Here is a 14,819-nt window from a genome sequence, read left to right as displayed (position 1 = left end):
GAGTACGTAGACCCGTTTACGGGTAGCAAGTAACACACTTTTGCAAGTGGCAGACCGTACCAGCGCCTTGAGGCGCCGCCAGAAAAACAGGGCTTTGCCCGCATATGAAGAACCCCCGGCTTTGCCGGGGGGTAACTATTTCAGCTAAGAATTTTTAAGAACGCTATAGACTCACTCTTTTATTTAGTTAGTTTATATAGTATAATAAAACGATAAACAAAAGGGTAATATAAGGAGAACCAAATGAGCGGAAAAGTCGCAATGATATCTCTCGGATGCAGTAAAAACCAGGTAGATGCCGAGGTTATGCTTGCTATTTTGAAAGATTCAGGATATACGATAGAGAATGAGCCTTCAAAGGCTGACGCTGTCATAATCAATACCTGTGGGTTTATTGAAGCGGCTAAGGAAGAGGCTATTGAAAACATACTTGAAATCGGAAAACTAAAGGAAGAGGGCAGGATCAAGGCGCTGATCGTTTCAGGGTGCCTTGCACAGCGATATCAGGATGAAATATTGAAAGAAATGCCTGAAATAGACGCGGTAGTCGGCATAGCAAGCAAGGAAAACATAGCAGAGGCAGTTAAAAAGGCGCTTGAGGGAAAAGAAAAGTATGCTGATTTTAAACCAGTAACAGAATACCGTCTTGGCGGCGACCGTATGCTGTCTACTCCTTTTTATACGGCTTATCTGAAAATCGCAGACGGCTGCGACAACAGGTGCAGTTACTGCGCGATTCCGCTTATAAGAGGAAATTACATCAGCCGCCCGTTTGAGGAGCTTGTTGACGAGGCTAAAAAACTTGCGGAAAGCGGAGTATTTGAGCTGAATATTATAGCACAGGATACAACGAGATACGGCCTCGATCTATATGGACACCGCCGCCTTCCGGAGCTTTTGACCGAACTCTGTAAGATTGAAGGGCTCAAATGGATAAGGATATTGTATGTTTATCCGGACGAAGTCAGCGACGAGCTTATTGAGGTGATGGCTAAAGAGCCTAAAATCGTAAAATATATCGATATACCCCTTCAACACGCAAACGATAAAATACTTAAAGCTATGAACAGGCGACAGACTAAAGCGGACATATTAGAACTTATATCAAAAATCCGGGTGTCTATGCCGGAAGCAGTTATTAGGACAACATTCATTGCAGGTTTTCCGGGTGAAACACGAAGTGACTTTAAAGAGCTTGTGGAGTTCATCAAAACTGCAGAGTTTGACCGTGTCGGCGTATTTACTTTTTCGCCTGAAGAAGGCACTGCGGCAGCACAGCTTAAAGATGATGTGAGCGAGGATGAGAAAAAACGCCGCAAAGACATTATCGAACAGGAGGCTGCACGTATTGTGGATCAAAAAAATGCCTCAAAAGTCGGCACTGTTCAGAAGGTACTTGTTGAAGGCTATGACAGATATGCCGAGACGTTTTTCGGGAGGACTTCATCCGACGCCCCTGAGGTTGACGGCAAAGTGTTTTTTACAAGCAAGGGCAAGCTCGAAGAGGGTAAACTTATCGATGTATTAATAACGCAAGTTGTGGAGTATGATCTGTTCGGCGAAATACAATTGTAAAGTGAGGGACTGACATGAACCTTCCGAATAAAATATCAATTGGTCGAATAATTCTCGTTCCTATATTTTTGTTGTTTTTAATGTATGATTTCGTCCCGTACAGCCGCGTTGTATCACTTATTGTATTTACACTTGCCGCTATGTCCGACTCGATTGACGGGTATGTAGCACGCAAATACAACCTTGTAACAACGATGGGTAAATTTCTTGATCCGCTGGCAGATAAGCTGCTGATCGCGGCAGCACTTATTGGACTTGTTCAGCTCGGACTTTGCAATGTATGGTTTGCGGTGATAATAATAGCGCGTGAATTTATTGTAACCTCTTTGCGTATTGTAGCTATAAGCAAATCTGTTGTTATTGCGGCAAGCAGCTGGGGAAAAATAAAAACAACAATGCAGATATTAGCTATTATAATAGTGATAATTGCAGATTATGTCAGCGCTCCTTTTGAAATAGGCGTATATGTTCTGCTTGCGGCCACATTGGTTACCGCTTACAGCGGGTATGATTATCTTAAAAATAACTGGAGCGTAATAGGCGAAAGCAAATAAAATTGTTAGATATTAGGCGCGCCGCTCGCCGGCAAGAGGCGGCAACCGCAAAGCTTCTTAGCGGTGAATGGAGTTTTAAATGAAGATATATAACGACGAGACCAGAAAAAAAGAAGAATTTACGCCGCTTGAGGATGGCGCTATCCGCATGTATGTGTGCGGTCCTACAGTTTATAACTACATCCATATCGGGAATGCCCGCCCACTGATAGTGTTTGATGCGCTTCGCTGTTATTTAGAATATAAAGGCTATAAAGTAACGTTCGTACAGAATTTTACTGATATAGATGATAAAATGATTAACCGTGCCGCTGCTGAAAAAACTACTGTTAAAGCGCTTGCGGGAAAATATATCGGTGAGTATTTTGTAGATTCAAAAGGGCTTGGTGTAAGAGAAGCCACGATCCATCCAAAAGCAACAGAGAATATGGAGGCGATAATTGCCCTCATTAAGACTCTTGTAGACAAAGGGTATGCTTATGCTGCCGACGGGGATGTTTATTTCAGGACGAACCGTTTTAAGGACTATGGGAAACTGTCGCATATGCCTATAGAGGATCTCGAGGCCGGGATACGTGTGGAACCTGGCGAGCATAAAGAAAACCCAATGGATTTTGCGCTTTGGAAGGCATATAAAGAGGGAGAGCCGTTTTGGGAGTCACCATGGGGAAACGGCAGGCCGGGATGGCATATTGAATGTTCAGCTATGGCAAACAAATATTTAGGAAAGACCATTGACATTCACGGCGGCGGTCAGGACTTAACTTTTCCGCACCATGAAAATGAAATTGCCCAAAGTGAAGCGGCAAACGATGCAATCTTTTCACGATATTGGGTGCATAATGCTTATATAAATGTGGACAACCGTAAAATGTCTAAATCTCTTGGAAACTTTTTCACTGTCCGCGAAATCGCTGAGAAGTACGGATACGAGCCGATAAGATTTTTTATGCTCTCAGCGCATTACAGAAGTCCTGTTAATTTCAGCGCGGAGACGCTGGAGCAGTCCAAAGCGGCTTTAGACAGGTTGTATAACTGCCTGAATAATATTGAGTTCCTTCTTAAGAACGCTAAAGACGAGGAAATGAGCAACTTAGAAAAAGCCGCTATGGAAAAGCTTGTGGGGTATGAAAAAAATTATATGGCGTCACTTGATGATGATTTCAACACTGCCGACGCAATAGCCGCTCTTTTTGATATAACACGCGAAATAAATAGTGCTGCAAATACGGAGAATAAGCCTTCAAAAGAATTTTTAGACAGTGCAAAAACGTTATTCAACAAACTTTGCGGTATATTAAATCTATGCCAGAATCAAGCAGACAAATCAGTTGACGACGAGGTAAAAGCTCTGATTGAAAAACGTCAGGCTGCTCGCGCGTCACGCGATTTTAAAACTGCAGATGCGATAAGAGACGAACTAGCGGCAAAAGGTATCATGCTTGAAGATACACCGCAGGGCGTCAAGGTAACAATGATAAAAAAGGATTAGTAATTCGGCGGGCCACTTGCCGTAAAGAGCGGCGGCGCATATTAATTATGCAGCTTTTATTGGAAGGGAAATGCTTCAAACAACTTCGAAAGACGGGGCCTCTTGTGCGCCGTCAAATCTATCTCTTGCTTATATCGGCGATGCTGTTTATGAATTGCTTGTTAGGGAATATCTTATAACGAATTATGGTCTTCCAAGTGCACAGCTTCATAAAATGGCTACTTCGATAGTAAATGCAAAATCTCAAAGCGATGCTGTCGAAAAGATACTGCCGCTTCTTTCGGATGAAGAGGAAAGAGTATACATGAGAGGCAGAAACGCTAAATTATCCCCAGTAAAACGCAGCAGCCCAGTGACTCATTGCAGAGCAACCGGACTGGAAGCTTTATTCGGCTATTTGTATCTAAACGGAAATCAATCACGTATGAATGAATTAATTGGGATAATTCTTGACCATACTAATACTGAGATACAAAAAGCCGGGGGTGAACTTATTGAATAAAAAACGCGTGGCCGCAGTACTGGATTATATAATATTTGTGGCCGGCGGTATAATGTATGCGATTGCTATCAATGTCTTTCTTGCGCCAAACCATATTGCCCCGGGAGGGGCGGGCGGACTTGCAACTGTTTTTAACTATTTGACAGGTTTCCCGATAGGAACGGCGATATTTATTATAAATACGCCCCTGTTCGTATGGGGGCGTAAACTGCTCGGAAAAGTATTTTTTATAAAGACGCTTGTAGTTACAGTATTCATCTCCATAGGCGTTGATTTTATAAAATTTATACCGAAATATACTGGCGACCGCCTTCTAGCTTCGATTTTCGGCGGTCTGATAATGGGTGTATGTTTTGGATTTATATTTTCTCGCGGCGGAACAAGCGGCGGCAGCGACCTGCTTGCACGCATAATAAAAGTAAGATTGCCTTATTATTCAATGGGTAAACTTGTATTGATTATTGATATTTTTGTAATAACCATTTCGACTATCGTATATAAAAATATCGAGAGCGGATTTTATGCGGTAATTACATTATATATTTCATCAAAAGTGGTCGATTCAATATTGAATGGCCTTGATTTCGCTAAACTGATCTATATTATTTCGGACAAAAGCGAGGAAATCGCGCACCAGATCAGTCTAGAAATAGGCAGAGGCGCAACCATGCTTCACGGTACCGGTCAATTTACAGGCGAAGACAGAAAAGTTCTCCTTATTGCTCTTAAAAAATATCAAATGTATACTGTGCGCAGTATAGTCCGCGAATTAGATCCCCATGCGTTTATGATATTTACCGATGCCACGGAAGTCTTGGGACAAGGATTTAAACAAAAAGAGGTTATTTAAAAGAAAAGGCTATAATACATAGCCTTTTTTGATTGAAATATATATATAGTTTGTGATAAAATAATATAAGCTACATAAAAATGGGGGTTTTCCGATGTCAGGACATTCCAAATGGAAAAATATCATGCATAAAAAAGAGAAAACCGATGCGCAGCGCGCAAAGATTTTCACAAAAATTGGTCGTGAAATCAGCATGGCTGTTAAAGAAGGCGGACCAGACCAGGCTGTCAATTCTAAACTGCGTGATCTTGTCGCTAAGGCGAGATCAAATAATGTTCCGACTGATAACATTGAACGTCTGATAAAAAAGGCTTCAGGCGCGGACAATCAGGATAATTACGAAGATATTGTTTATGAAGGCTATGGTCCTTGCGGAGTTGCTGTTATAGTTGAAACATTGACTGATAACAGGAACAGAACCGCAGGTGATTTGCGTCATTATTTCGATAAATACGGTGGGAACCTCGGTCAGACTGGTTCTGTAAGCTGGATGTTTGCTCAAAAGGGTGTAATCGTCATTGATAAGGATGGGCTTGACGGCGACACGATAATGATGGACGCTCTCGATGCCGGCGCTGTCGACGTTAATGAAGAAGACGATGTGTTTGAGATCTATACAGATCCGAGTGAATTGCCGCAGGTAAGGGACGCCCTCGAAGAAAAGAAATATAATTTTATTTCGGCTGAGAATGAGATGATTCCGTCGACCTATGTCCGTATTGAAGATGAGGAACTAGCTCATAAAATGCGTGTAATGCTTGACATGCTTGAAGATGACGACGACGTTCAGAATGTATGGCACAATTGGGAAAATGACGGCGAATAATTTGTACTTTATCGCCATTTCTATATCAACATTAAAAAAGACAGCAGACAATTTTTTGTCTGCTGTCTTTATAATTTTCAGCTTATATTATTTCAGTTTCCAATAATAGCGTTTGTTATATTATATAAGAATTGCGCAGCTTCTGAACGTTTTGAATTGTTTTGAGGATAAAGCATATTATTGTCAGCACCGTAAATCAAGTTATGTGCTTTTAAAATACATATGCCATCCATTGCAAATGCAGAAACATTATCCTTATCAGAAAAAACGTTTAACCATGCATAAGATGGGGTTTCTGAATAGTATCCCATTCTATAAAGCATCTTTTGAGTAATTGCAAACATCTCTTCACGGGTTATCAGACCTTCAGGTTCATCCGGGATATCTTTCATAATGCCAAGTTCCTTCGCAAGATTCCACCCTGAGGTATAATATGGCCCAGTGAAATTAGAGGTATTCTGATTGAAAGCACGAAGCAGCATCAGTACATAATCACAGCGTTTAATATTTGCATCAGGAGCAAATTGATTATCACCGACACCTAAAATGACATTCCTTGAAGCCATAAACTTTACAGGCGCTTCACTCCATTTACCAACTGTATCGCTGAATTCGTTCACTTTGCTTTCAATATCAAACTGACCTGTAAGTCTGCTTGCTACATATAAATAACCATCTTTGTATTCAGAAATAGGGTAAATAGTTCTTCTACCACTGGAGTTAACCATTAGTCCATAGACAGAGGAAGGGTCTTGTCCATCTTGTAACTGATAAGGTAAGCCTAATATAAAGCTATGTCCTAATTCAGACTGTCCTGCTGTAACACTGTTGATTGACATATCAATTATATGGTCACTGGTTAATGAAAAATCAAACTGGTCTGTAACAGAAAGCTGGGTTGTCTGCTCGTGGAGCTTTACAATGCCATACGGTGTTTTAAATGTCATGGTATAGTTTCCGTATTGACGGAAAAAAGATCCGGGCAAAGTTACGTATGATGCATCCTTATAAGATACGTTAGACATATCGACAACTATATCCTTGCTGCCGTCACTCTTAAATGGGGTATTCATAATCATCTGTTGAAGCTGAATGTCGCTTATGGCAATTTTCATATTGCCTCTTGAACCTCGCGTCAAATAAAGAGGCAGGTTCCCGGGCCCATAAGCATCGGCTTTATCAGTCTTACGGACTATATTACATGTATAGATTCTATATGTACCAAGTGTGCTGGAATAAACTTTTAAGTAAAATACATTCATACCTTCCGCAAGACCAATGCCTCTTCCCACGGGTATAAGACACTCGGAATCTTGGTATAGCAGCCATGTATCTCCAACTGATACATAAGCATCAAATGTAATAAAGCTTGTATCATTCGGAACTTCAGCATAAATAAAATTTCCAGCTATCAGTGCGTTTTCAGGGTAGTTAATCTGTTTTATGTAAGTAGAAGTGTTTTCTGAGCGCTGTATATCTACAGAATAAGTCTTTGAATTATTGCCGTCGGCAGATGTAATTTGAATATAAGCCACATTACTGCCAAAATTCAAATCGCGGACAGTGCAATCGGGGATAACTTCATTAAGTCTTGAGTCTTTATAGAGTTTCCAGGTAGCGCCAGGTGAAACAAGGACATCAACAAATACTGAGGTGGCAGCGGGAGCGACCCGAATAGCGACATTACTACTCGTTAGCGTTGCGTCAAGCGGGTAACGCACGCTTATTATTTTGCAATCATCTGACGCTGCAAATCCTTCTGTACCCATAAACGACATCAGCGAAATCAGCATTACAATTGCCATTAAAAAACTTACAGCCCTCTTCACTTTTGTATCCCTTTCCTTCTTTTTCATTGGTTTATATCTATAATAATATACATTATAACCAAAATAGTCAACTAGTACAAATAACCACTTTTATTATTATTTTGTTTATGGTAAAATTATCTTTGGTCAGTTCGCAATATCCTGACCTGCCTTTTTTGGGCAAAATAAATAAAACTACGAAATGAGGAAAAAAGAATGAAAAGGGTTTTCACGGTGCGCTATATCGTTTATGGCGCGCTTATCGCAGCGTTGTACGCAGGGCTTACTTTGGCGTTTGCGCCACTCAGCTATGGATTAGCTCAGGTTCGCGTATCAGAGGCTTTAACTGTATTGCCGTTTTTTATCCCGGCGTCTATTCCAGGTCTGTTTATTGGTTGTTTGATTGCTAATCTTGTTACTGGAAACATATACGACATTATATTTGGATCGCTGGCGACACTTATCGCAGCGTTTATATCCTCAAGGATAAAAAACAAATATTTAGTCCCCCTTCCTCCTGTGATATGCAACGCTGTAATTGTTGGGGCAGTTTTGACTTACGCATATACGAATGTAACAAATGGATTGCCTTATATTTTGGTTGCTCTTCAGGTCGGCGCAGGAGAACTCGTTGCATGTTATGTTATCGGGCTCCCGCTGTTACTTGTATTAGAAAGACATAAAAATAAGATAAAGGTGTGAAATTCATGAAAAAGGTCACAAAAGCAATTATTCCCGCAGCAGGAATGGGAACTAGGGTACTTCCTGCTACCAAATCCGTTCCGAAGGAACTGCTTCCGATCGTTGATATCCCGGCTATTGAGTATATCGTACGTGAGGCAGTAAATGCCGGAATTACGGATATTCTTATTATTACAAACCGCGGCAAAGGTGCAATTGAGGATCATTTCGATCACAGTGTTGAACTGGAGGCGGCTCTTGAACAAAAAGGAAAACTGAAACAGCTTGAACAGGTTAAGGCATCCGCAAACTTAGCAAATATCACTTTTATTCGTCAGAAGGAAACAAAGGGTTTAGGCCATGCGGTTTCCCGTGCTAAAAGCTTTGTCGGCGATGATCCATTTGTGGTTCTTTACGGTGACGATGTTATCCTAGGCGATGTTCCTGTAACGAAACAGCTTATTGACGCATATGAAAAGTATGGCAAAATGTGCTGCGGCATAAAAGAAGTTCCCCCGGAGTATGTCGTGAAGTATTCTTCACTTAAAGTTGAAAAGCTTGAAGAGAGGACTTATAATGTCACTGATATGATCGAAAAGCCGAAGTCAATGGCTGAAGCATATTCGCTTTATTCAATACTTGGACGTGTACTACTGACTCCTGATATCTTTGATATACTTGAGAAAACAGCTCCTGGCGCGGGAAATGAAATCCAGCTTACAGATGCAATGGCAACTGTTGCCCGCACACAGGGAATGACAGGCGTCGATTTCATTGGCAGACGTTATGATATGGGCAACAAACTGGAGATACTTAAAGCAAACATCGAGGTTGGTCTGCAGCATGAGGAAACAGGTGCAGGATTACGTGAATACTTAAAAGAGCTTTCAAAAACACTTTAATATGGGAAAAAATAGCAAAAAATATAAAGCTATTTCATTTGATTATGATTTGACTATTGCAGATACGGCAAAAATAATTGCGCAACGGCTTAATTTGACCCTAAAGACCTATGGCTATCCGCAAAGGACTTTTGAGGAGATTTCACCATATATAGGGGCTTTCGGCTATGAAATTATACGTTCACTTACATGCGAGCAGAATGAAGAACGTTTAATGGAAATGTTCCAATTTTATCGTGGTGAATGCCGACAGATTATTCCGGATACGAGCAGACTTTTTGTTGGAGTGGCTGAAGGCGCAAAAATCCTTAGTGGCGCGGGAATGAGGTTAGCAATTGTATCTTTGAAGCCTCACAGTCAAATCACTAATCCGCTTAGACAATACGGAGTTCGCAGTTGCTTTGAAATAGTAATTGGGGGCGACGATTTGTCGACACGCAAGCCAGATCCGGCAGGCATTGAATATGTTCTGCAAAAGTTTGGGGTCGAGAAAGACGAATTCCTGTATGTAGGCGACAGCCTTACTGATCAGCAGACAGCTCAAAATGCCGGTGTGGATTTTGGGGCAATGTTGACGGGGTTTACAACAAGGCAGCAATTTGAAGTCAAGGGTGCCGATTTCTATTTTTCCAATATGGAAGATTTATGTGAAAAGCTAATATAAGAAAGGCCCGGTTACGGGCGGCCAGCTTGTCGAGAAACTATGTTTTCGACAAGCTGACAGACGCTCGAAAAGACAGGCAGACGAAGAACAGGCGCTCGTTGCTGTATGCAGATACAGCAGGGCGCCTGTTCTGAAGTAAGCAAAAGTGCCCCATATGGGGACGCTTGAGCCATTTTGGGTTTACAAACCGTAACCTAGAAGATCACGTTTACGACCTGATGCTTCCATTTGTCTTATAACCTTTATGAAATTGCTTTTGTGGTGCGTGTAATTTTTCGGCAGTCTGAGAGCCCGGTTTCGGGCTTTTTTTTATATTATATGGATTGTAGCAAGTATTAAATACAAAATGACTGATAGAAAACCCATTCCTTCAGGATTGTTTTTCAGTAATATGTAGGTAATACGGTTTCCACTAAGAAATAATATACTTGAAACTATAACGCAGGACAACATAATAATATAAATGCAAAATCCTTTTTCAAATAAAATGACTGATGCATAATATGAATTTGATAAAGGCGCAAAGCCAGTTAAAATAAGTAAAGCTGAGTTTATAAAACGGTTCTTTTTAAAGATGTTTATGTATGTAAGCGTCGCAAGTAATAAAAGACACGACACGCTTATGGTATTAAAATAAGGAGTAATCATACTTTGATTTCTTATTGTACACGCTATTATTGGCGAAAAAGCGGAAACTAAAATCAATTTTTCAGGCGAAAACCTGACATTGAGGCCTAAAGCAAGTCCAATCGAAAAATTCTCAAGGTATGCGGCAAAAATAACGAAGAAAAATAACAATATAGTCATAAGGATCCCTCTCATAATAGAATATGAGAAGCAGTTATAGTTAGTTAACAGAATTAAACATTAATTGAAATTCCGCTGCCGCCACGATTAATTATAATTGAATGTGCTCCATTTACATCATCGATGCCTCCGGTTATCCTAAGCTTTGCGCCGTGTGCTTTTTCTGCCACTATATCAGGATTGTATGCTCGGCTGTCAAAATAGGGGATTAAAGGAAAACCGTAATTTTCCTCCTGTGTTGAGATTCCGTTATTTACGTAAGTAACTGGAGGAACGACATTTACGATTTCTTTTATATTAAAATCCGGCTGTTTCCCACGGGGCAGGATAGAGATGTTTAGACGCCTGCCAAATATATTTCTTATTGATTCAGCACAGTTTTCAGCACTGTCGATGCTATCGAAATTGCATATGAGTTCACTGTTCATAACAATCCTTCTTAAATATTATTCTAAATCTATTTTTACAAGAGGGATAGGAATATATGTATGGCAAAATGAGCATTTTGTGGTATAATAATATATTACAGTAAATAAAATGAGTGAGATAACATGGATATTAAGATTGGTGACAGATTAAAAATGAAAAAGCCGCATCCTTGCGGAAGTTTTACCTGGTCTGTACTACGGATCGGCGCTGATTTCAAAATAAAGTGCGAGGGGTGCGACCATATTGTTATGCTGCCACGAACAAAAGTCGAAAAAAATATAAAAGAGATACTTGCAGAAGAGGAAAAACTGTAGCTGCGTTTACCTTTTTAAAAAAATAAAAATTGGAGGAAAAACGTATGCTGGAAAAACTTGCACAGGTCGAACAGAGATATGATGAAATTGGGTCAAGATTAGCTGATCCCGAAGTTGTAGGAGATCAAAATTTATTCAGAGATTTAATGCGTGAGCATAAAAAGCTAACGCCTATCATAGAAAAGTATAAGGAATATAAACAGGCTCAAAACAATATGGATGAGGCAAAAGAGATGCTGAGCGGCACTCTTGAAAAAGACTTCAAAGATATGGTTGAGGAGGAGTATTTAAAAAGTAAAGAAAATATAGCTACAATTACTGAAGAACTTAAAGTCCTCCTGCTTCCAAGTGATCCTAATGATGATAAAAACGTTATCGTTGAAATTCGCGGAGGAGCCGGAGGAGAAGAAGCGGCTCTGTTTGCGCATAGTCTTTTCCGTATGTACAGCATGTACGCAGAAGTTAAACGCTGGAAGGTTGAGGTTTTGAATATTAACGAAACCGAACTTGGCGGGATTAAAGAAGTCAGCTTTGAAATAACTGGTGAGGGCGCTTACAGCCGTCTTAAGTTTGAAAGCGGCGTTCACCGTGTTCAACGTGTGCCTGAAACTGAAAGTTCTGGTCGTGTTCACACTTCCACAGTTACTGTTGCCGTCCTGCCGGAAGCAGAAGAGGTCGAGGTTGATATAAACCCGGTAGATCTTCAGATAGACACCTATCGAAGCAGCGGAGCAGGCGGACAGCATGTCAACAAAACAGAGTCTGCAATTCGAATCACACATATTCCTACAGGCATTATCGTTGAATGCCAGGATGAGAGAAGCCAGTATAAAAATAAGGATAAAGCAATGAAAGTTCTCCGTACAAAGCTTTACGAAAGAGAACTTCGGGAACAGACTGAAAAGATTGCGAGCGAAAGAAAATCTCAGGTTGGTACAGGAGACAGAAGTGAAAGAATAAGGACATACAATTTCCCGCAGGGACGTGTATCAGATCACAGAATATCACTTACATTATATAAACTTGAGGCATTTATGAACGGTGATTTAGACGAAATGATAGACGCGCTTATCACCGCAGATCAGGCGGAAAGGCTGAAGGGAGAGGCAAACGACTGATAAAGGGGAAGTGCCAATGGACACTTTGATGAACATTACCCTGATTAGCGTCGCCACAGGTATTGTGGGAACGGGGCTAGGTGGTTTATTTGCTTCAGCGTTTCACGTAAAGAAAAATGACATTTTGGGGTTTATTATGCAGCTTTCCGCTGGCCTAATGCTGGCGGTTGTTGCTTTTGACCTGCTTCCAGCCGCATTCGATACGGCTAAAATGTGGAATCAAAGATGGTTTTTATCGGCAAGTATTGTCGGCGTTATAGCAGGAGTTATGTTTGCCGCTGTAATACAGCATATTATGGAACGGGGACAGGAACCGCAGTATAGAAGTAAAAAGGTAAATCTTATGCAGACGGGCATAATTACCGGCATTGCAATCGCAATGCATAATACGTTTGAAGGTCTTGCAATAGGCAGCGGCTTTGATGTTTCACCAGTGCTTGGAATATCGATTGCTATCGCGATCTTCTTCCACGATATACCTGAAGGAACTGCAATGGCCGCACCGATGATTGGGGCGGGTATGAGTGTAGGAAAAGCAACATTCTATGCGGCTCTTTCTGGGGTTCCGATGGCGCTTGGAGCTGCGCTTGGCGTAATACTCGGGACCATTTCACCGCTTGTTATTGCGATATGTCTTGCCGCGGCTGCGGGAACCATGTTGTACATATCATTTTGCGATCTGATTCCTACAGCGGGGGCAATAAGCCCGGCATCTTATGCGGGTGCTGTTCTTGGCATGATGCTTGGAATTATTGTTACAAATATTTTTGATTAATGGGTGTAAAAATGCAAACGGTTTATCTAAAAATAACAGATGTAAAAAAGGAATATGATTATATAAAGCAGGCTGCGCAAACGCTTGCTTCGGGCGGGGTCGTTGCAATTCCTACTGAGACTGTTTACGGGCTTGCAGCAAGTGCTTTATGTGAAGATGCGGTCAGGCAAATTTTTGTCGCAAAGGGTCGTCCGCAGGACAATCCTCTCATTGTTCATCTTGCAGATGCCAGTGAAGTCGATAAAGTATGCATGGATGTGCCGAAGTCGGCGTACAAACTGTTTGAGGCATATTCACCCGGACCACTTACCGTTGTGCTTAAGAAAAGAGAACTTATTCCGAATGTTGTTTCTGCCGGGCTTGATACTATAGGGATAAGGATTCCTTCTCATCCTGTGGCAAGGGGAATTATAAAAGTTTCCGGTGTGCCGATTGCGGCGCCGTCCGCAAATATATCGGGAAAGCCCAGCCCTACAACAGCTCAGCATGTTTTGAGTGAAATGGACGGCAGGATCGACATGATCGTGGATGGCGGCACTTGCGATGTCGGTGTCGAGTCTACCGTTGTGTCACTTGCTGGTGATGTCCCGGTTTTATTAAGACCGGGCGGCATCACTCTGACACAGCTTGAAGCGGTACTTGGACATGTTGAGCTTTCAAAAGCGGTTTTATCAAAATTTAGCGACAGCGAAAAAGTTGCGGCTCCAGGAATGAAATACAGACATTATGCGCCAAAAGCGAAGGTGCTTGTTATTAGGGGTTACGATAATGACGTGATCCCGTTTATACAGTCAAAACTGCATGAGGCTAAAAAACAAGGCCGCAATGCTTCCGTTATGTGCTTTGACGGAGAAGAAAATTATTTTAGTGATACTGTATGCGTTTCTTACGGCAAGCGGGACGAGCCGTCTACACTTGCACATAATCTCTTTGATGTGCTTCGTGGTTTCGATGATACAGATACAGAAGTAATATATGCGCGCTGTCCCGAAAAAACGGGTATCGGGCTTGCAGTCTATAACCGTCTTATAAAAGCCGCGGGTTTTAACATTATTGACGTTTAGGGGTGAACGTAATGACTGTAGTTGGAATAACCGGCAAAAGCGGCGCGGGGAAATCGAGAGCCTGCTCGTATATTGAGCAGAAGGGATATCCTGTAATTGACGGAGACAGGATTGCACACGAGGAGTTAAAGGAAAACAATTCACTTCAAAATGAGTTAATAGAGGCTTTTGGGGGCAAAATAGTCAAAAACGGTGAACTTGACAGAAAGGCTCTTGGGTCAATTGTTTTCTCTGATGATGAAAAGCTAAAACTTTTAAATAGAATTTCTCACAAATATATTCTTGAACATTTTGACAGGCTAAAGGAGAAATATCAAGAACAGGGTTTCAAAGCTGTATTCATAGATGCAGCAGCCCTTATCGAAAGCGGCTATCCGTGTGATGCTATGGTTTTTATAAAAGCTGATAAAGAGTTTAGGAAAAGTCGGATATTAGACCGTGACAATATTAAAGAAAAT

Annotated in this window: 17 protein-coding genes; 14 read left to right on the top strand and 3 right to left on the bottom strand. The window is 41.3% G+C overall.

Features of this window, described 5'->3' with window-relative positions; all coding sequences use genetic code 11:
* The first annotated feature begins 243 nt into the window (after positions 1–243).
* The 6 genes from rimO to Q8865_08730 all read left to right on the top strand — a co-directional run bounded on the left by rimO (position 244) and on the right by Q8865_08730 (position 5,799).
* Complete coding sequence (rimO, locus tag Q8865_08755; protein MDP4153508.1) at positions 244–1,575, top strand: 30S ribosomal protein S12 methylthiotransferase RimO; 1,332 nt, start codon at positions 244–246, stop codon at positions 1,573–1,575.
* Positions 1,576–1,589: 14 nt separating this feature from the next.
* A complete protein-coding gene (gene pgsA / locus Q8865_08750) occupies positions 1,590–2,129 on the top strand; it encodes a CDP-diacylglycerol--glycerol-3-phosphate 3-phosphatidyltransferase (GenBank protein MDP4153507.1) in 540 nt (179 codons plus the stop codon).
* Between the two features lie 79 nt (positions 2,130–2,208).
* Positions 2,209–3,621, top strand: a complete 1,413-nt coding sequence (gene cysS / locus Q8865_08745; GenBank protein MDP4153506.1) for a cysteine--tRNA ligase — start codon at positions 2,209–2,211, stop codon at positions 3,619–3,621.
* Positions 3,622–3,691: 70 nt separating this feature from the next.
* On the top strand, positions 3,692–4,123 hold the full coding sequence (locus tag Q8865_08740; protein MDP4153505.1) for a ribonuclease III domain-containing protein: 432 nt from the start codon (positions 3,692–3,694) through the stop codon (positions 4,121–4,123).
* Entirely contained in the window at positions 4,116–4,973 is an 858-nt protein-coding gene (locus Q8865_08735) for a YitT family protein (protein MDP4153504.1), read from the top strand. The genes Q8865_08740 and Q8865_08735 overlap by 8 nt, the downstream gene beginning before the upstream one ends.
* Positions 4,974–5,067: 94 nt before the next feature.
* Positions 5,068–5,799, top strand: coding sequence for a YebC/PmpR family DNA-binding transcriptional regulator (locus Q8865_08730; protein ID MDP4153503.1), 732 nt, complete (start codon positions 5,068–5,070; stop codon positions 5,797–5,799).
* A 92-nt stretch (positions 5,800–5,891) separates the two neighbouring features.
* On the opposite strand, the gene Q8865_08725 is transcribed toward Q8865_08730, so the two are convergent.
* Positions 5,892–7,655 carry an S-layer homology domain-containing protein gene (locus Q8865_08725; GenBank protein MDP4153502.1) on the bottom strand — a complete coding sequence of 588 codons (1,764 nt, stop codon included), beginning with the start codon at positions 7,653–7,655 and terminating at the stop codon, positions 5,892–5,894.
* 168 nt (positions 7,656–7,823) lie between these two features.
* Here Q8865_08725 and Q8865_08720 point away from each other — a divergent pair, with 168 nt between their 5' ends.
* The 3 genes from Q8865_08720 to Q8865_08710 are packed head-to-tail and all read left to right on the top strand — an operon-like array spanning position 7,824 to position 9,854.
* Entirely contained in the window at positions 7,824–8,309 is a 486-nt protein-coding gene (locus Q8865_08720; GenBank protein MDP4153501.1) for a QueT transporter family protein, read from the top strand.
* A gap of 5 nt (positions 8,310–8,314) precedes the next feature.
* Positions 8,315–9,190: a UTP--glucose-1-phosphate uridylyltransferase gene (locus tag Q8865_08715; protein ID MDP4153500.1), complete on the top strand. Its 876-nt coding sequence runs from the start codon at positions 8,315–8,317 to the stop codon at positions 9,188–9,190.
* A 1-nt stretch (position 9,191) separates the two neighbouring features.
* On the top strand, positions 9,192–9,854 hold the full coding sequence (locus Q8865_08710) for an HAD family hydrolase (GenBank protein ID MDP4153499.1): 663 nt from the start codon (positions 9,192–9,194) through the stop codon (positions 9,852–9,854).
* 309 nt (positions 9,855–10,163) lie between these two features.
* On the opposite strand, the gene Q8865_08705 is transcribed toward Q8865_08710, so the two are convergent.
* Positions 10,164–10,661, bottom strand: coding sequence for a hypothetical protein (locus Q8865_08705; protein ID MDP4153498.1), 498 nt, complete (start codon positions 10,659–10,661; stop codon positions 10,164–10,166).
* Between the two features lie 53 nt (positions 10,662–10,714).
* Positions 10,715–11,089, bottom strand: coding sequence for a hypothetical protein (locus tag Q8865_08700; GenBank protein MDP4153497.1), 375 nt, complete (start codon positions 11,087–11,089; stop codon positions 10,715–10,717).
* A 123-nt stretch (positions 11,090–11,212) separates the two neighbouring features.
* Here Q8865_08700 and Q8865_08695 point away from each other — a divergent pair, with 123 nt between their 5' ends.
* The 5 genes from Q8865_08695 to coaE form a co-directional block, all read left to right on the top strand.
* The gene (locus Q8865_08695) at positions 11,213–11,404 is read left to right on the top strand and encodes a DUF951 domain-containing protein (GenBank protein MDP4153496.1); all 192 of its coding nucleotides are present in this window, start codon (positions 11,213–11,215) and stop codon (positions 11,402–11,404) included.
* Between the two features lie 44 nt (positions 11,405–11,448).
* The gene (prfA, locus tag Q8865_08690) at positions 11,449–12,522 is read left to right on the top strand and encodes a peptide chain release factor 1 (protein ID MDP4153495.1); all 1,074 of its coding nucleotides are present in this window, start codon (positions 11,449–11,451) and stop codon (positions 12,520–12,522) included.
* 16 nt (positions 12,523–12,538) lie between these two features.
* A complete protein-coding gene (locus tag Q8865_08685) occupies positions 12,539–13,297 on the top strand; it encodes a ZIP family metal transporter (GenBank protein MDP4153494.1) in 759 nt (252 codons plus the stop codon).
* On the top strand, positions 13,297–14,361 hold the full coding sequence (locus Q8865_08680; protein ID MDP4153493.1) for an L-threonylcarbamoyladenylate synthase: 1,065 nt from the start codon (positions 13,297–13,299) through the stop codon (positions 14,359–14,361). The genes Q8865_08685 and Q8865_08680 overlap by 1 nt, the downstream gene beginning before the upstream one ends.
* Before the next feature lie 11 nt (positions 14,362–14,372).
* On the top strand, positions 14,373–14,819 hold a 447-nt coding region (gene coaE, locus Q8865_08675), incomplete at its 3' end, for a dephospho-CoA kinase (protein ID MDP4153492.1).

Source organism: Bacillota bacterium, from assembly GCA_030705925.1.
Classification (GTDB): Bacteria; Bacillota; Clostridia; order Oscillospirales; family Feifaniaceae; genus JAUZPM01.
The sequence above is the reverse complement of the archived record's forward strand: the minus strand, read 5'-3'. Positions and strand labels throughout refer to the sequence as shown.